The following is a 17670-nucleotide window of genomic DNA, read 5'->3' as shown; positions in this document are numbered from 1 at the left end:
AGGATTCACACCGCGATGCCTGCTCTGGAAATTGAAATCATCAACAAACTGGGTCTGCATGCCCGCGCTTCCGCTAAATTCGTGGGTATTGCAGGTCAGTATCCCTGCCAGATCAGGGCCGGTCGCAGCCCCGAAAGCATGGTCGACGGTAAAAGCATCATGGCGATGATGATGCTGGCGGCTGGCAAAGGCACCAGAATCCATCTGAAAACCGAAGGTGAGCAAGAGCAGGAAGCACTGGACGCGCTGGTGGCATTGATCAACAACTTCTTCGACGAAGGCGAGTAAGCGCACGCCTTTTTGACGAACAAGCTTGCTCCCTCGCCACACCTCAACCCAACGCCGTATCCATCACCATCATCAGGCAGAACCCTACCAGCAACCCAAGGCTGGCCAGTTTGTCGTGACCATTACGACGCGATTCAGGGATAACGTCGTGAGTCACCACCAACAGCATTGCGCCGGCCGCCAGCGCCAGGCCTAACGGCAAGATGACCTCGGCCAGGCTCACCAACCAGGCACACAGCAACGCAAAAACCGGCTCGACCAGGCCTGATGCTGCGCCGATCAGGAATGACCTGGCCCGTGACATCCCGGCCCCGGCCAACACCAAGGCAATCACCAGCCCTTCCGGCACGTCCTGCAGCGCGATGCCCATGGCGAGGCTGTCGGCATCCGGCATACCGCCACCGGCCGAGACACCCACCGCCATGCCTTCAGGGATGTTGTGAGCAATGATTGCAAACACGAACAGCCAGATACGCGGAGGGACGACCGGGTGCTCCAGGGTACCGACCAGCATCTGCGGTGTCGCACCGGACACCTTGCGATCCACCACAAACAGTCCAAACGCCCCCAGCATGATGCCGAGACAGATCAGGCCGCTGGACGCCCAGGGTGTCAGCCCCAGGCTTTCAGCCGCCGCGATACCGGGCACGATCAGCGAAAACGCCGTGGCGGCCAGCATGACCCCGGCGCCAAAGCCCAGCAAAGTATCACTGAGCGCCACCGGCATCCGGCGGATGACCAGTACCGGCACCGCCCCCAAGGCCGTACCCAGCGTACAGATAGCCCCGCCTTGCAGTGCCCGCATCAACTTTGGATCAAGGCTCAGCCACGCCAGGCCGTGGGCAACCAGCAAAGTAGAGCCCGCCAACAACAAGAGCGCCCCCACTGCATAACGAAACATTCGCCCACTGCTGATCGCCAGTATTTCAGTGCCCATAGTCGGCCTTATTTCTTTTTATTGTGAGGACTCAAACCAGCGCTGCCTGGTAGCGCCGGGCAACCTCCGGCCAATGGATCACGTTATAGAACGCATTGATGTATTCAGGGCGACGGTTCTGATAACACAAGTAATAGGCGTGCTCCCAGACGTCCAGGCCGAGGATCGGCGTATTACCGCTCATCAACGGACTGTCCTGGTTACCACTGCTTTCCACTACCAGGGTCTTGTGCGGGGTGACGCTCAACCACGCCCAACCGCTACCGAACCGCGTCAGCGCTGCCTTGGTGAACGCGTCCTTGAAGCTGTCGAAACCACCCAGTTGCTTGTCGATGGCCTTGGCCAGTTCGCCTTCTGGCTTGCCGCCGCCATTGGGTACCATGACCGCCCAGAACAGCGAATGGTTAGCGTGCCCGCCGCCTTGATTGATCACGGCAGCCCGAAGGTTTTCCGGCAACTGTGCAACGCCGGCCACCAGGCGCTCCACCGGCCACTCGGCAAATTCAGTGCCTTCAACGGCTGCATTGAGGTTGTTGATGTAGGCCTGATGGTGCTTGGAGTAATGGATTTCCATGGTTTGCGCATCGATATGCGGTTCCAGTGCATCGTAGGCGTATGGCAGGGCCGGCAAGGTAAAAGCCATTTCAATGAACTCCATGATGAGCGCGCGCCCTGGTTGGCTGCGCTGCGGTATCGATATGCAGCAAACGGTGGGTGCGCGGGTATTCGCCGTGCTCGCTAATGAAATTGAGCAACTCGACGTAGGTCTTGCTGCTTTGGCGGAGCGCGGCTTCGCGCAGGGCGGGCACCAGCCGCGAGTCCTGCATGGTCTGTAACAGCCGTTGATGGATGGCGCACAAGTATTCGGCGCTCTCCTCCGGCTGGTTCAGACGTAAATGCAGGTCGGCGAGGTTGTGATGGGAAATCACGCAGGCAGCGACCGCTTCGTCGGCATCCGGCCACCGCTCGTACAACACCTGGGCCAGCGCCAGTGCCTGCAGATAGTGCTCGCGGGCATCCACCAACTCGCCCAGCATGAAGCAGCGGTTGGCCCTTTCGATCGTGCGTTTCCAATGCTCCATGGTGAATCTCCAAAGCGATAGCGGTGATTACACGCCGCCTGCGGTGAGCTTCTCGGGATTGAGTAACTCTTCCAGTTGGCGGAGCGTGAGATCGGTGTGCTCTAGCGCCACATCGATCACCGGGCGACCTTGCTGATAGGCCGTCTTGGCAATTTCCGCAGCCTTCTGATAGCCAATGATCGGATTGAGCGCCGTGACCAGGATCGGATTGCGTGACAGCGCTTCCTTGAGCTTGGCCTCGTTGACCTTGAAACTGGCAATGGCCTTGTCAGCGAGCAGGCGACTGGAATTGGCCAGCAGTTCAATGCTGCTCAACAGGTTCTGGGCAATGATCGGCAGCATGACGTTCAGCTCGAAGTTGCCCGACTGACCCGCCACCGTGATGACCGTGTCATTGCCGATCACTTGGGCGGCAACCATCGCCGTCGCCTCCGGAATCACCGGATTGACCTTGCCCGGCATGATCGACGATCCCGGCTGCAAGCCTTCAAGTTCGATTTCACCCAGGCCTGCCAAGGGGCCAGAGTTCATCCAGCGCAGGTCATTGGCGATTTTCATCAGTGACACGGCCGTGGTCTTGAGTTGGCCCGAAACCGCAACCGCCGTGTCCTGGGAGCCGATCAGCGCGAACAGATCCTTGCCCGGCGTGAACTGCACCTGGGTCAGCGCGCTCAACTGCTGACTGAACAGCGCTGCAAACTGCGGGTGAGCGTTGATCCCGGTACCGACTGCCGTGCCACCCTGAGCCAGGGATTGCAGGGCGGGCATCAGACTCTGCAAATGGCCGATGTTCGCCTTGAGTTGTTGTGCCCAACCGTTGAGCACCTGACTCATGCGCACCGGCATGGCGTCCATCAAATGCGTACGGCCAGTCTTGATGAAGGGGTGAACCTGTTCAGCCTTGCGCTCGATCACCTGGACCAGATGCACCAGTGCAGGCAGCAATTGCTCGTGAAGCGAAAGCGCCGCGCTGACGTGGATGGTGGTCGGGATGATGTCGTTGCTGCTCTGGCCGCAATTGACATGATCGTTCGGATTGACCGGTTCGCCGAGTAATCGGCTGGCCAGGGTGGCGATCACCTCGTTGGCGTTCATATTGGAGCTGGTGCCGGAGCCGGTCTGGAAGATATCCACCGGGAAGTGTCGCATGTAGTCGCCTTCGAGCAGGCCTTGGGCGGCATCGACAATGGCCTTGCCCTGAGCTTCGCTCAGCTGCTTGAGCTCGACGTTGGCTTTGGCGGCGGCGGCCTTGGCGAGGATCAGGGCACGAATGAACTGGGCCGGCATCCGCTGCCCACTGACGGGAAAGTTATCCACGGCGCGCTGGGTCTGGGCACCATACAAGGCGTCTGCCGGGACTTGCAGTTCGCCCATGCTGTCACGTTCGATACGAGTGTTACTCATCAGGAAATCCTTGCACCAGTTCAGTCAGAGAAATCGAAGGCTGCAACTCGCAGGTCGCCAGTTGCCAGGTGTAGCGTTGCCAGCGTTTGAGCCGGCAGTTGCACAACGAGAGGCGCTCCAGCTCACGCAGCGGGCGCCAGGCCTGGTCCAGGCACAGGTTGCGCCAGTGCCAGGGCAGCGCCGTATCTGCCGCCGTGTCGAGCAGCAAGCGAAATGAGGTTTCAGCAATGGTCCAGGGCGAAGTCACTGTGCAACAGCCCAGATAGCGGCCTTCGGCCAGGTAGTGTTCGATCAGGCGCGGTTCGTCAGGATCCAGCGCGCAACGGATCTGGCGGCTCATCCAGCGCCAGCTTTCGAGATAGGGCTGCTCGTGCAAGGCGGAACTCATGATCCGGGCTCATTCGATAATGAGATTCATTATTATATGATAATAAAACCCAACACAAGAGCGCCGATGCAAGCTCCCACAGCGGACCCGCCTAGCGCCCATAAAAAAGGCGCATTACCCAATGGGTAACGCGCCCTTGTGTGTAACGGCAAGGAGTTAACTGCCCGCCACTGTCATCCGCTCGATCAACACCGAACCGGTGCGAATGTTGCTGCGCAGTTCCAGGTCATTACCCACCGCCAGGATTTGCTTGAACATGTCGCGCATGTTGCCGGCGATGGTCACTTCCTGGACGGCGAACTGGATCTCACCATTTTCCACCCAGAAGCCCGCTGCACCGCGCGAGTAATCGCCAGTCACCATGTTCAGGCCCTGACCCATCAGTTCGGTCACCAGCAAGCCGCGTCCCATGCGTCGCAGCAGGGCCGCCTGGTCTTCGTCGCCATGGGTGACGAACAGGTTGTGCACGCCACCGGAGTTGGCCGTGCTCGGCATGCCGAGTTTGCGCCCGGAATAGGTGCCCAGCACATAGGACACCAACTCACCGTTCTCGACGAACGGCTTGGCATAGGTCGCCAGGCCATCACCGTCGAACGCCGAGCTGCCCATGGCACGCATCAGGTGTGGCCGCTCATCAATGGTCAGCCACTCCGGGAACAGCTTCTGCCCCAAGGCGCCTTCAAGGAACGATGACTTGCGGTACAGATTGCCACCGGAAATCGCCCCCAGGAAACTGCCGAACAAACCACCCGCCAGCTCAGCGGAAAACAGCACCGGCACTTCGCAGGTCGGTACCGGGCGCGCACCGAGACGGCTGGCCGCCCGTTGCGCCGCGCGCTGGCCGATGCTCACCGGATCGGCCAGCAAATGGCCCAGGCGATTGACGTCGTACCAGTAGTCACGCTGCATCTGACCATCAGCTTCGGCGATCATCACGCAACTCAAGCTGTGGCGCGTCGAGGCATAACCACCGATAAAGCCGTGGCTGTTGCCGTAGACACGGCAGCCCTGATGGGTGCTCAGGGTGGTGCCATCGGCGTTCTTGATCCGGCTGTCGGTGGCAAACGCTGCCGCTTCGCAGGCCAGCGCCTTCTCGATCGCCTGCTCAGGGGTAATGTCCCATTCGTGGAACAGATCAAAGTCCGACAAGTCCCTGGCCATCAGGGCAGCATCGGCCAGGCCCGAGTGTTCGTCTTCGGAAGTGTGTTTGGCGATGGCCAGCGCCGCGGCGACGGTTTCGCGAATCGCTTCGGGGCCACTGGCCGAGGTACTGGCCGAGCCTTTGCGCTGACCGGCATACAGGGTGATGCCAAAGCCCTGGTCACGGTTGAACTCGACCGTTTCGACTTCGCGCTGACGCACTGAAGTCGACAGGCCTTGCTCCAGAGACACAGCTACTTCGCAGGCACTGGCACCCTGACGCCTGGCTTCGGCGATGATCTGCTCGACTTGCTCTTGCAGTGCCGGCAATGCTTGTGGGCCGACGCTTTCAACTGCACTCATGCTGTTCTCCACTCAAATTCTGCTTTCGGTTAAGGCCATCGAGCGACCGGGCCGGACAAGCGGCCCCCGACTGGTTATCATGGCGGCGTTTCTTTGCGGACTGCCACCATGGTTGATTCTTACGACGACTCCCTCGACGGGGGAGAAAAAAGCAAAACCCAGGTCAAACGCGAGCTGCATGCTCTGGTTGACCTCGGCGAGCGCCTTACAACACTCAAGCCTGACTTGCTGGCAAAACTGCCCCTGACCGACGCTCTGCGCCGGGCCCTGGGTGATGCGCCCAAGCACACCGCGAACATCGCGCGTAAACGGCACCTGCAGTTCATCGGCAAACTGATGCGCGATCAGGACACTGACGCCATTCTGGTCTTGCTTGATCAACTCGATGCCTCCACTCGCCAGTACAACGAACGCTTCCATAACCTGGAGCGCTGGCGCGATCGCCTGATCGCCGGCGACGATGCCGTTCTGGAAAAATTCGTCGTCGACTACCCGGACGCGGACCGCCAGCAATTGCGCTCCCTGATCCGTCAGGCCCAGCATGAGGTTGCGCAAAGCAAGCCGCCTGCCTCCAGCCGAAAAATCTTCAAGTACATCCGTGAGCTGGACGAGACGCAACGCGGTCTGCGTTAAACCTCGTCCCGGGTGGGTTGCCTGGCAATCCACCCGAAGCTCCATCCCTTACGCGCCCGTGCCACCCACGGTGATCGCGTCGATTTTCAAGGTTGGCTGACCGACACCCACCGGCACCGACTGACCATCCTTGCCGCACGTCCCCACACCGCTGTCCAGCGACAGGTCGTTACCGACCATCGACACTCGACTCATGGCTTCCGGCCCGTTACCGATCAGGGTGGCGCCTTTGACCGGCGCGGTAATCTTGCCGTCCTCGATCAGGTACGCTTCGCTGGTGGAGAACACGAACTTGCCACTGGTGATGTCGACCTGACCGCCGCCCAGGTTGGCGCAGTAGATCCCCTTCTTCACCGACGCGATGATTTCCGCCGGATCGCTTTCGCCACCCAGCATGTAGGTGTTGGTCATGCGCGGCATCGGCAGGTGTGCGTAAGACTCGCGACGACCGTTGCCGGTACGCGCCACGCCCATCAGGCGGGCGTTGAGCTTGTCCTGCATGTAGCCCTTGAGCACGCCGTTTTCGATCAGCGTGGTGCACTCGGTCGGGGTGCCCTCGTCATCGATGCTCAGCGAGCCTCGGCGACCGGCTAGCGTGCCGTCATCGACAATGGTGCAGAGTTTCGAGGCGACCATCTCGCCCATGCGCCCGCTATAGGCGGAACTGCCCTTGCGGTTGAAATCGCCTTCCAGGCCGTGACCCACCGCCTCGTGCAGCAAGACCCCGGACCAACCAGAACCCAACACCACCGGCAAGGTGCCCGCCGGCGCCGGAATCGCTTCCAGGTTCACCAACGCCTGGCGCAACGCCTCGCAGGCATAGCCCATGGCACGATCTTCCGCGAGGAAGTAGCGGTAGTCGGTACGCCCGCCACCGCCATGACCACCGCGTTCTCGGCGACCGTTCTGCTCGACAATCACGCTGACATTGAAGCGCACCAAGGGGCGCACATCCGCCGCCAGGCCGCCGTCGGTGGAGGCCACCAGAATGCGCTCCCAGACCCCGGCCATGCTCACGGTCACTTGCTGGATACGCGGATCCAGAGCGCGAGTCGCCACGTCGATACGCTTGAGCAGCTCGACTTTTTCAGCACGTGTCATCACTTCCAGCGGATTATCGGGCGCGTACAGCTGGGCGACATCCTGGGTGGTAAATGCCTGCACCGTACCGTTTTGCCCGGCACGGGAGATCGAACGGGCCGCACGCGCCGCCAGCCCCAAGGCTTCAAGGGTGATGGCATTGCTGTAGGCAAAACCGGTTTTTTCACCCGATTGCGCCCGCACGCCCACACCTTGGTCCAGGTTGAAGCTGCCTTCCTTGACGATTCCGTCTTCCAGCGCCCACGACTCGGAAATCTGCCCCTGGAAATACAGGTCGGCGGCATCGATCCCCGGCCCGGCCAGATCTCCCAGCACGCTTTGCAGGTTCTCGATCGTCACGCCGCCCGGCGCTAGCAGATGTTCACTGACTGAGGACAACAACTCGCTCATGGTTTTACGCCTTAATTCAACGTTCTGAGGCAGGTCGCTGGGCGCCCTGCGAGAAAAAGCGCCGGTGACTGGACACCGGCATCCGCGCCCTGATGGACGCCTGTTCATTGCTGTCGCGGTCGGCCAGCAGCACGGCCTCGCCTTGGTCCTGCTGCGCCAGCACGCGGCCCCAGGGGTCGACAATGGCCGCATGGCCAAAGGTCTCGCGTGGCCCCGGGTGTATGCCGCCCTGAGCCGCCGCCAGCACATAACACTGGGTCTCGATGGCCCGCGCACGGATCAGTACATCCCAATGGGCGGCACCGGTCACGGCCGTAAACGCCGAGGGCGCGGTAATCAGTTCGGCCCCCGCTTGCCGCAACTCGCTGTAGAGTTCGGGGAAGCGCAAGTCATAACACACGGTAAGACCAACCCGGCCCACCGGTGTGTCGGCCACCACGACCTGATTGCCATGAGCATAGTCATCGGACTCACGGTAGCGTCCGCGATTGTCCGCGACATCGACATCAAACAAATGCAGCTTGTCATAACGCGCTACGGTCTCGCCGTGTTCATCGACCAGCAATGAGCAGGCATTGGATTTGGCCCGGGGTTGATCGACCGGCGGTAGCGGCAGAGTGCCGGCCACTATCCATAACTTGAGGTCGCGAGCCGTCTGTTTCAACCAGGGAAGAATCGGGCCTGTGCCCTCGGCCTCGGCGCGGCCGATATCCGCGACGTCACCACGGCCCATGGCCGCAAAGTTTTCCGGCAACACCGCCAGCCGTGCGCCGCCCGCGGCCGCCTGTGCAAGCAAGCGCCGAGCCTGGGCCAGATTGGCCAGCACGTCGCTCTGGCTGACCATTTGAATCACCGCAAGAGACATGACGCACTCCGTTTCGGGTATGCGCTCATGCTACTCCATCGACCTTGAGAACGGCGTCTCAAAAAGGTTTTTCAAAAGTGATTTTCGGCTCTTTCCATGGACCCTTGACGGTGTATTTGACGCTGGCGAAACGCGCCACGCGATCACCGATCAGTTTGTCGATCAGGAACAAGGCGCCGCCTACGGCCGGGGCACCGACGAGCAGGGCGGCAATCGGCAGGTTGTTGGTCAGCGGCAAGGTCAGCAGCAACTTGGCATCGATCCTGTCATTCATCATGTCCAGGGTACCGTTGAGCTCCAGGTTGCTCGACGGGCCGGTCAAGGTGATCGGCTCACGCGTGACATAGACGCCATTGCTGGCCACCAGCAACCCTTTGACCCGGTCGTAACTCAAGCCCTTGTCGAACAGATCGGAGAAGTCCAGCTGCAAGCGTCGGCCAATCGAGTTGAAGTTGAGCAGGCCAAACACGCGCAATGCCTGGGCGCCGCCCTCGACTTGCGCAAACTGCCCTTTGTGCAGCGATGCATCAAGGCTGCCGGAGTATCGTTTGACGCCAACCCAGGCCGGCGATCCTGGCCAGCGCCCGTCGACATCCAGGTGAAATTTTTCGCTGGTCACGGTAGGCGCAAAGCCCCAGCCCTTGAGCACATCCGCCAGGTTCTTGCCCTCGATACGCCCTTTGAACCAGCTGCTGGTGGCGCCCGGCACACCTTCCCAGCCGCCCGCCCCTTGCAGTTGCATGCCTTTGAGCCCCAGGCTCAGGCTGTTGAAAGCCAGCCCCTTGGCAATCGGCCGCACTTTCAGCGACCAGGCACCGACCAGGTCCTGACCTTGAAACAGCTGGGCAATGGCGATATCCAGTGCCGGGACCTTGGTCGGGTCGACGGACGCCAGCGGGTCAGGCGCATTTTCGTCAGCCTGCACCGCAGGATCGGCCGCCGGCAGGCGCACGTATTGCAGGTTGACCGCAATGGGCGCGGCCTTGGCGTCGGGAAGTCCCACCGTGCCTTTGGCCTGCTGGCTATCGAGTTGCAAAGCCCAGGCAGCCGGTTTGCGATCGAGTTGCACGCGAGCCTGATCCAGGGTGGTGCCAAAACCGGTGAGCTTGCCCACTCTGAAGTCGGCGCCACTGAGCAATTGCTTGGCGCTGCCGCTCGGGTCTTTCCCGGCATAGCGATCGACCAGGACCTTCCACGGTTCGACATCCAGTTCCGAAAGCACGCCGCGAATGCGCAAGCCCTTGTTTCCTGGCAACACTGCGTTGCCGCTGCCCAGGAACAACTCGCCCCGGCCGTCGGCGAAGTTGGCGCTTGGCGCGGCGAAGGTGAAGTCCGCCAGGTCGCCGTAGTCGAACCAGTAACGTCGTTCAGACCCTTGCAGGGTCATGCGGAACACCGTGTCGCGACCTTGTTCGGCGGGCATGCCGAACGGCGCTGGCAAGTCGACCGCCACGCCCTTGAGGTTGGAGCTGACCATCAACTGGCTGTCGGGGCCGTCAAGGCTCAGTTGCAACTGGTACGGAATATCCCCCGAGACCGGCAACGGCTGAGTGACTTTCAGCCACTCGGTGAGCTTCTTCACCGTGACCTTCCCGTCGGCGGTGACCCGGGTATTGAGCTTACCCGGGCTCCCTTCGGCAACTATCCGCGCACTGACCGGCCGATCGAAGGCGCGCGCGGTAATCCCCTGCCCGCTCAGCCCCTTGGCACTGTCAAAACGGAAATCGCCTTTGAGCTGAGACAGCTCAAGCTCGGGCTCGCTGAGTTTGAGGCGTGCCTTGGCGGTCTTGAAATCCACCTGGATCTTCGGTTCTTCCCCCTTGTCCAGAGGGATATCGAGCTTCAACTTGCCCTGCAGATCACCCTCGCCCTGCCAGCCGGCAAAGGTCGATCCCGTGCCGATCGGCGCCTCCTGAAGGATCTTCAGGCCATCGCCCAGCCCACCGGCGAAGGCGCCGTCGATGAACATATGGGTGTTCTGCCCGGCGGGCACATGGGGAATATTGACGGTGACATCCCGCACCTGGGTATCGAGCAACTGGCCCTGGCTGGCCAGAATCCGCACGCCGCTGTCCTCGACGAACACATCGCCACTGATCTTGCTCAGGTGCGGCCAACCTGGCTGAAAGGCCAGCTCGGCATCGTGGACCTTGAAGAACAGGCTGATGCTGCGCGCCGTGTCGGTAGCTTCATGACTCAACGACCCTTGGTACTGGAAGAATCCTTCGTCCACCGCGCCCTTGAGAATCGCCGTGCGCAACCACTCGTCCAGTGCCGGGCTCAAGACCTTCGGCAGGTACTTGCCGGTATAGCGCCCGTCCCCCTCCAGCAGTCCGACCCGCAAGTCCATATAGTCTTCCCGGGCGGGATCGAAATACAGCCGGATCAGGAAGTCGCCGGCAATCTTGCCCTCCTCGCCCAGCACCTTCAGGTACGGAGCGATCAGGGTGAAGCCTTGCTTGTCGAGTTTCCAGGTCAGCCGCGCATTGGCCTGTATGTACTGCCACGGCTTGGCGAAGATCGGGTCCAGGTGCAGGGAAAAGTCCTTGCTGTCCATGCGCAGCTCGCCCTGACCGAGGTCGCCACTGATACTCCCGGAAACGTTGCGGGCCGCCGGAGCCCCGTAGTAGGCATCAAAACCAACGCGCTCCAGGTTAGCCGCGAAGCTGAACTTACTGTCATCGGTCGCCTCGGGCCGCACGTCGATCAATACATTACGCAAGGCGCCGGTGAATTTGAGCCGTTCGACCGCCGTTGCAACACCCTCGGGCAATGGGCCCAAGGCATTGAGCAGCGGGGTGAGCGGTGTCAGGTCAAGGCGATCAGCCTCCAGGTGCCAGAGCTCCCGAATCTGTTCCGTCGGCCTCGTCTGTCGCACCTGCAGGCGGGTTTCCCAGCGGGTCTCGCCCAGGCTCATGGCCAGAGAATCCAGGGTGATCTGCGCCCCTTCGGCACTGCGCTGGTAATACCCATTGAGCGCCAGGTTGTTGATCTGGATCGGCTTGCGCTCGGCGTATGCGCCTTTGAGTTGAGGGGCATTGAGACGCACCGCTGCGCTTTGCAGCACCCCTTGGCCCCAGTTCACCCAGAGCTCGCCACCGGCCTTGATTTCGGAAAAATTCCATTGCTGGGTCACCCGCTCAGGCAACCACTTCGACCAATCGCTTTGCGGCAGGCTCAGGTAGGCATCGATTTGCGCGTCTTTCCAGTGACTGGCGCGAATCCGGCTGCGCAGGCTCATGGCCAGTGGCTGGCCATCGGGCAAGGTCAACCGTGCGTCGAGACGCTGGCGGCTGACACCGGTTTTAAGCGTCAGGCCAACGTACGTCAGGGTCAGCGGCTTGTGGTCGAGCGGTTGCAAAGTGACCTGGCTGTCGAGCACCGAGAGTCGGGACACCATTTGCATCTGATTGAGCAGTCGCTCGGGGTCCAGGGGCTGGTTCTGCTGTACCGGAAGGCCTTCCAGCGCCCATTGACCGTCCGCGCCTTCCTTGAGGCTGAGCTTCAGGCCATTGAGCTCCAGGTGTTCGATCCGTACCGCGCGTGACAACAAGCTGGTCCAGACATCCGGCACGACCCGGACCTGATCCAGGTACAGAGCGTTGGCACCCTCGCCAACCACCACGTCATGGACCATCAGGACCGGCCCCATGCCACTCCAGCCGCCCTTGAGGCTGCCAATGCGCAAGGGTATGCCCAGCGTGTCACGGGCTTTGGTCTCGACCTCGGCGCGGTACTCGGCGACCAACGGAACCAGCTCGCGACCGAGGTTGACGTAGAGTGCGACCAACACCAGCAGCAACGCACTGAGCCCCAGGCCCCAGCGAGTCAGCGCGCCTAAAATGCGGATCAGACGCTCCATGTCAGTGGGCTCCCATAGCGAACGCGTGCGGCGAGCGCAGGCCAGCCGTCATTAGTGATACACCCCGACTCAGAGCAACACCACGTCGTATTGTTCCTGGGAGTACATGGTTTCCACTTGAAAACGAATGGTTCGACCAATGAAGCTTTCAAGTTCGGCCACGTTACCCGACTCTTCATCCAGGAGCCGGTCCACCACTTTCTGGTTGGCCAGTACACGGTAGCCTTCGGCCTGATAGGCGCGCGCCTCGCGCAGGATCTCTCGGAAGATCTCATAGCACACGGTTTCCGGGGTCTTGAGCTTGCCCCGCCCCTGGCAACTGTTGCAGGGCTCGCACAACACCTGTTCCAGGCTTTCGCGCGTGCGCTTGCGGGTCATCTGCACCAGGCCCAGCTCGGTAATCCCTATGATGTTGGTCTTGGCGTGATCACGCTCCAGTTGCTTCTCCAGAGTGCGCAGTACCTGGCGCTGGTGTTCTTCATCTTCCATGTCGATGAAGTCGATGATGATGATCCCGCCCAGGTTGCGCAGGCGCAGTTGCCGGGCGATGGCCGTCGCTGCTTCCAGATTAGTCTTGAAGATAGTCTCTTCGAGGTTCCGGTGCCCGACGAACGCACCGGTGTTGACGTCAATGGTACTCATCGCCTCGGCCGGATCGACCACCAGATAACCGCCGGACTTGAGTGGAACCTTGCGCTCCAGCGCCTTTTGAATCTCGTCTTCGACGCCATACAGGTCAAAAATCGGTCGCTCGCCCGGATAGTGTTCCAGGCGATCGGCGATTTCCGGCATCAGTTCGGCGACAAACTGCGTCGTTCTCTGAAAGGTTTCCCTGGAGTCGATGCGAATCTTCTCGATCTTCGGGCTGACGAGGTCGCGCAAGGTGCGCAGGGCCAGGCCGAGGTCTTCGTAGATCACGCTGGGGGCACCCACCGTCTTGATCTGTGCCCCGATCTGGTCCCAGAGACGGCGCAGGTAGCGGATGTCCATCAGGATTTCATCGGCACCCGCCCCTTCGGCCGCGGTGCGCAGAATGAAGCCGCCCGCTTCCTTGATGCCTTCTTTGGCTACGCAATCGGTGACCACCTGCTTGAGGCGCTCGCGCTCGGCTTCGTCTTCGATCTTCAGCGAAATACCGACGTGCGCCGTGCGCGGCATGTACACCAGGTAGCGTGAAGGAATCGACAACTGGGTAGTCAGACGGGCGCCCTTGGAGCCGATCGGATCCTTGGTGACCTGCACCACCAGGCTCTGGCCTTCGTGGACCAGGGCACTGATGCTTTCGACCGCCGGGCCTTCGCGCAGGGAGATCTCCGAAGCGTGGATGAACGCGGCGCGGTCCAGGCCGATATCGACGAACGCCGCCTGCATGCCCGGCAACACCCGCACGACCTTGCCTTTGTAGATATTACCGACGATCCCGCGCTTTTGTGTGCGCTCGACATGCACTTCTTGCAGGACACCGTTTTCGACCACCGCCACACGCGATTCCATCGGCGTGATGTTGATCAGAATCTCTTCACTCATGGCAAGGTCTCGTTCAGGCATGTTCACGATTATGGCCGCATCAGATCAGTACGGCGCAGAGCGCGCGATAAGGTTTTGCCAACAGGGTATGCCGAAATGGCCAAGCAATTCTGCGGTTTCGCATAGAGGCAGGCCGACCACGGCGGAGTAACTGCCGTCGAGCCCAGCCACAAACACGGCGCCAAGCCCCTGAATACCGTAGCCACCGGCCTTGTCCTGCGGCTCGCCGCTGGCCCAATAGGCCCCAGCTTCGTCACTGTCGATGGCGCGAAAACGCACCAGGCTGCGCACCACTCGTGACTCGCAACGCCGGGCATCAAGCACGGCAATCGCCGTCAGGACTTCATGCTCACGCCCCGCAAGGCTCATCAACATGGCCCGCGCGCCTGCTTCGTCCTGCGGCTTGCCAAGAATCTGCCCATCCAGCACGACAGCCGTGTCGGCGCCCAGGACGCACGCAGCGGTGCCAGGCTCGACAGCGGCCAGCGACTGGAACCCGGCCAGTGCCTTGCCGCGCGCCAGGCGCTCGACATAGGCCGCAGGGGATTCATCTGTCAGAGGGGTTTCATCGATATCCGCGCTGATGGCGGTGAACGGCACGCCGATCTGCGTGAGCAGTTCACGCCGGCGTGGCGAACCTGAGGCGAGGTAAAGCGGATTCATCAAGACATCTCCCTGTCGAGGTGCGGGCTAATGCCTGACCGAATGATTAATTGATTTTGTAGCGGCGACTCAACCCACGCAATCCAAAGCTGACCCAGGGCCAGAGCAACGCGCTGATCAGCGCAGGCAAGAGCACCGCCAGCGTTTGACGATTGCCGGTCAGGGCACTGAGCCACAGTTGCAACAGCTGGGCGAGCCCCAGTACCACCATGATCACCAGGCTTTGCTGCCACATGGGGAACATCCGCAAACGCTGTTGCAGCGACAGGATCAGAAAGGTGATCAGGGTCAGGATCAGCGCGTTGTGCCCCAGCAGAGTGCCGAACAGCACGTCTTGTGCAAGCCCCAGGCAAAAGGCACTGGCCATCCCGACTTTCTGCGGCAGTTCCAGTGCCCAGTACGCCAAGGGCAGTGCCAGGAACATCGGACGCAAGATTTCGACATGGGGAAAGGGCACGACGCTGAGCAGCAAGCCGATCGCGAACGTCAGCCAGATGATCCAGCCATTACGGGAACGGGTGCTGGCCATTATTCTCTTCCCCGGGTGATAGCTTCAGGCGTCGTGACAGGCGGCTTGGTGGCCGGTGGCTTGACGACAGGCGCAGGTGCTGCGGGAGGCTTGGCCGGGGTCACGGGCTTGGGTGCGACCGCGGGCACCGCGACTGGCACAGTGGCCGCCGGCGCTGCCGCAGGACCTGGTGCAGGCGCAGTAGTGGCAGCAGGATTGGTCGCGGTTGCAGGCACTGTCACGGCACTACCGGCGTGCTGGTCCTGTGCATCCTGGGCTTGAGCGGCTGCATTCGCGCGCTCTTCCGGGGTGCGGCTGTCACTGAACACCAGCAACATGTAGCGACTGCGATTGAGCGCTGCGGTCGGAACCGCACGGACGATCGCGAACGGCTGGCCCGAGTCATGGATCACTTCCTTGACGGTGGCCACCGGGTAGCCTGCCGGAAAACGCTGACCGAGGCCGGAGCTGACCAACAGATCGCCTTCCTTGATGTCCGCCGTATCCGCGACATGACGCAACTCCAGGCGCTCCGGGTTACCCGTGCCGCTGGCAATCGCCCGCAGGCCATTGCGGTTCACTTGCACCGGAATGCTGTGGGTGGAGTCCGTCAGCAGCAACACCCGCGAGGTGTACGGCATCAACTCGACCACCTGGCCCATCAGCCCACGGGCATCGAGCACCGGCTGGCCGAGCACCACGCCGTCGCGCTCACCCTTGTTGATGATGATGCGGTGCGTGAAGGGGTTGGGGTCGACGCCAATCAGCTCGGCCACTTCGACCTTTTCGTTCACCAGCGCCGACGAGTTGAGCAACTCGCGCAGCCGAACGTTCTGCTCGGTGAGGGCCGCCAGCTTTTGCATGCGCCCCTGCAGCAGCAGGTTTTCAGTCTTGAGTTTTTCGTTTTCGGCGACAAGCTCGGTGCGGCTGCCAAACTGGCTGCTCACACCCTGCCACAACCGTTCAGGCAGGTCGGTCACCCAATAGGCGTCCATCAAGACCCGTGACATCTGACTGCGCGCCGGTTTGAGCACTTCAAAGCGGGCATCAACCACCATCAGTGCGACCGATAGCGCGGCCAGCACCAGAAAGCGCACGCCCAATGAGGGGCCTTTAGTGAAAAGCGGTTTAATAAGCCGCTCCTCCCAGGCAAATGTTCTGTTTATTCATACGGCATCAAACCGGCCTGGATGCAGACTGACAGAAGATAAACGCAGGCAGGCAGCACTGCAAAGTGCTGCCTGTGCGCGAACAGCATAGTTGCCACCCAACGACTTATTCGCTGGAGAGCAGGTCCATGGTGTGCTTATCCATCATTTCCAATGCACGGCCACCGCCGCGAGCCACACAGGTCAACGGATCTTCGGCAACAATAACCGGCAGGCCGGTTTCCTGGGCCAGCAACTTGTCGAGGTCACGCAGCAAGGCGCCACCACCGGTCAGGACCAGGCCACGCTCGGCGATATCCGACGCCAGTTCCGGCGGCGATTGCTCCAGCGCGCTTTTTACCGCCTGAACGATGGTTGCCAGCGACTCTTGCAGCGCTTCCAGCACTTCATTGGAGTTCAGGGTAAAGGCACGTGGAACGCCTTCGGCCAGGTTACGGCCGCGAACATCCACTTCGCGAACTTCACCGCCCGGGTAGGCCGTACCGATTTCCTGCTTGATGCGCTCGGCCGTGGACTCGCCGATCAGGCTGCCATAGTTGCGACGCACATAGGTGATGATCGCTTCGTCGAAGCGGTCGCCGCCAACCCGTACGGATTCGGCGTAAACCACGCCATTGAGGGAGATCAGCGCGATTTCAGTGGTACCACCACCGATATCCACAACCATCGAGCCGCGCGCCTCTTCAACCGGCAGGCCGGCACCGATCGCGGCCGCCATTGGCTCTTCGATCAGGAACACTTCGCGGGCACCGGCCCCCAGGGCCGACTCACGGATCGCACGACGCTCGACCTGGGTGGATTTGCAGGGAACGCAGATCAACACACGAGGGCTAGGCTGCAGAAAGCTGTTTTCGTGAACTTTGTTGATAAAATACTGCAGCATCTTTTCGCAAACGCTGAAGTCGGCGATGACACCGTCCTTCATCGGACGAATGGCAGCAATGTTGCCCGGCGTACGACCGAGCATGCGCTTGGCCTCGGTGCCGACAGCAACGACACTTTTCTGGTTACCGTGCGTCCGAATGGCCACAACCGATGGTTCATTCAGGACGATACCGCGCTCGCGCACGTAAATAAGGGTGTTGGCAGTGCCCAGGTCAATGGAAAGATCGCTGGAAAACATGCCACGCAGTTTCTTGAACATGGGAAAGGGACCCTAGGCAACGCGTGGGTAAAAAAGTGCGGCAAACTCTAACAACGACAGGGATTTTGGGCAAGGCGCCAATATGTTAAATTGGACGCTTTTCTGTGCACCAACCCCCACAATCGCGGCCTTATGACCGTAGAAATGCGGTAGTGTTCCGACAATCTAACACACGGACGACGTCCGTTTTGTTTTCCACTGGAGAA

General features: G+C 61.1%; 16 protein-coding genes. 2 read left to right on the top strand and 14 right to left on the bottom strand.

Going from position 1 to position 17670, the window contains the following annotated elements:
* Window positions 1–15 precede the first annotated feature (15 nt).
* Complete coding sequence (locus CKW29_RS11425) at window positions 16–288, top strand: HPr family phosphocarrier protein (protein ID WP_095148502.1); 273 nt, start codon at window positions 16–18, stop codon at window positions 286–288.
* Between the two features lie 43 nt (window positions 289–331).
* Here CKW29_RS11425 and CKW29_RS11420 read toward each other — a convergent pair whose 3' ends face one another.
* The 6 genes from CKW29_RS11420 to pmbA form a co-directional block, all read right to left on the bottom strand.
* On the bottom strand, window positions 332–1225 hold the full coding sequence (locus tag CKW29_RS11420) for a ZIP family metal transporter (protein WP_095148501.1): 894 nt from the start codon (window positions 1223–1225) through the stop codon (window positions 332–334).
* A 31-nt stretch (window positions 1226–1256) separates the two neighbouring features.
* Entirely contained in the window at window positions 1257–1868 is a 612-nt protein-coding gene (locus CKW29_RS11415; RefSeq protein WP_095148500.1) for a superoxide dismutase, read from the bottom strand.
* Between the two features lies 1 nt (window position 1869).
* Entirely contained in the window at window positions 1870–2307 is a 438-nt protein-coding gene (locus tag CKW29_RS11410; RefSeq protein ID WP_095145000.1) for a hypothetical protein, read from the bottom strand.
* Between the two features lie 27 nt (window positions 2308–2334).
* A complete protein-coding gene (locus tag CKW29_RS11405) occupies window positions 2335–3711 on the bottom strand; it encodes an aspartate ammonia-lyase (protein WP_095148499.1) in 1377 nt (458 codons plus the stop codon).
* Complete coding sequence (locus CKW29_RS11400; protein WP_095148498.1) at window positions 3704–4099, bottom strand: FagA protein; 396 nt, start codon at window positions 4097–4099, stop codon at window positions 3704–3706. The genes CKW29_RS11405 and CKW29_RS11400 overlap by 8 nt, the downstream gene beginning before the upstream one ends.
* A gap of 156 nt (window positions 4100–4255) precedes the next feature.
* Window positions 4256–5602, bottom strand: coding sequence for a metalloprotease PmbA (gene pmbA, locus CKW29_RS11395; protein WP_095148497.1), 1347 nt, complete (start codon window positions 5600–5602; stop codon window positions 4256–4258).
* A gap of 108 nt (window positions 5603–5710) precedes the next feature.
* Here pmbA and yjgA point away from each other — a divergent pair, with 108 nt between their 5' ends.
* Complete coding sequence (gene yjgA / locus CKW29_RS11390) at window positions 5711–6235, top strand: ribosome biogenesis factor YjgA (protein ID WP_095148496.1); 525 nt, start codon at window positions 5711–5713, stop codon at window positions 6233–6235.
* A gap of 48 nt (window positions 6236–6283) precedes the next feature.
* On the opposite strand, the gene tldD is transcribed toward yjgA, so the two are convergent.
* The 8 genes from tldD to mreB form a co-directional block, all read right to left on the bottom strand.
* Window positions 6284–7726, bottom strand: coding sequence for a metalloprotease TldD (gene tldD, locus CKW29_RS11385; RefSeq protein WP_095145005.1), 1443 nt, complete (start codon window positions 7724–7726; stop codon window positions 6284–6286).
* Window positions 7727–7742: 16 nt separating this feature from the next.
* Entirely contained in the window at window positions 7743–8591 is an 849-nt protein-coding gene (locus CKW29_RS11380; RefSeq protein WP_095145006.1) for a carbon-nitrogen hydrolase family protein, read from the bottom strand.
* Between the two features lie 58 nt (window positions 8592–8649).
* Window positions 8650–12453, bottom strand: coding sequence for a YhdP family protein (locus CKW29_RS11375; protein WP_095148495.1), 3804 nt, complete (start codon window positions 12451–12453; stop codon window positions 8650–8652).
* Window positions 12454–12522: 69 nt separating this feature from the next.
* Complete coding sequence (gene rng / locus CKW29_RS11370) at window positions 12523–13980, bottom strand: ribonuclease G (RefSeq protein WP_095145008.1); 1458 nt, start codon at window positions 13978–13980, stop codon at window positions 12523–12525.
* Window positions 13981–14025: 45 nt separating this feature from the next.
* The gene (locus tag CKW29_RS11365; protein WP_095145009.1) at window positions 14026–14643 is read right to left on the bottom strand and encodes a nucleoside triphosphate pyrophosphatase; all 618 of its coding nucleotides are present in this window, start codon (window positions 14641–14643) and stop codon (window positions 14026–14028) included.
* Window positions 14644–14689: 46 nt separating this feature from the next.
* Window positions 14690–15172 (bottom strand): rod shape-determining protein MreD, encoded by a 483-nt coding sequence (gene mreD / locus CKW29_RS11360; RefSeq protein WP_095077894.1) that lies wholly within the window; start codon window positions 15170–15172, stop codon window positions 14690–14692.
* A complete protein-coding gene (gene mreC / locus CKW29_RS11355; RefSeq protein WP_095145010.1) occupies window positions 15172–16284 on the bottom strand; it encodes a rod shape-determining protein MreC in 1113 nt (370 codons plus the stop codon). Before mreC ends, mreD begins: the two co-directional genes overlap by 1 nt.
* A gap of 142 nt (window positions 16285–16426) precedes the next feature.
* Window positions 16427–17464, bottom strand: coding sequence for a rod shape-determining protein MreB (gene mreB, locus CKW29_RS11350; protein ID WP_002555108.1), 1038 nt, complete (start codon window positions 17462–17464; stop codon window positions 16427–16429).
* Between the last annotated feature and the right edge of the window lie 206 nt (window positions 17465–17670).

This window comes from Pseudomonas sp. Irchel s3a18 (assembly GCF_900187535.1).
GTDB lineage: Bacteria > Pseudomonadota > Gammaproteobacteria > Pseudomonadales > Pseudomonadaceae > Aquipseudomonas.
Note: the sequence above shows the minus strand (reverse complement) of the source record. Positions and strands in the feature narration are given on the sequence as shown.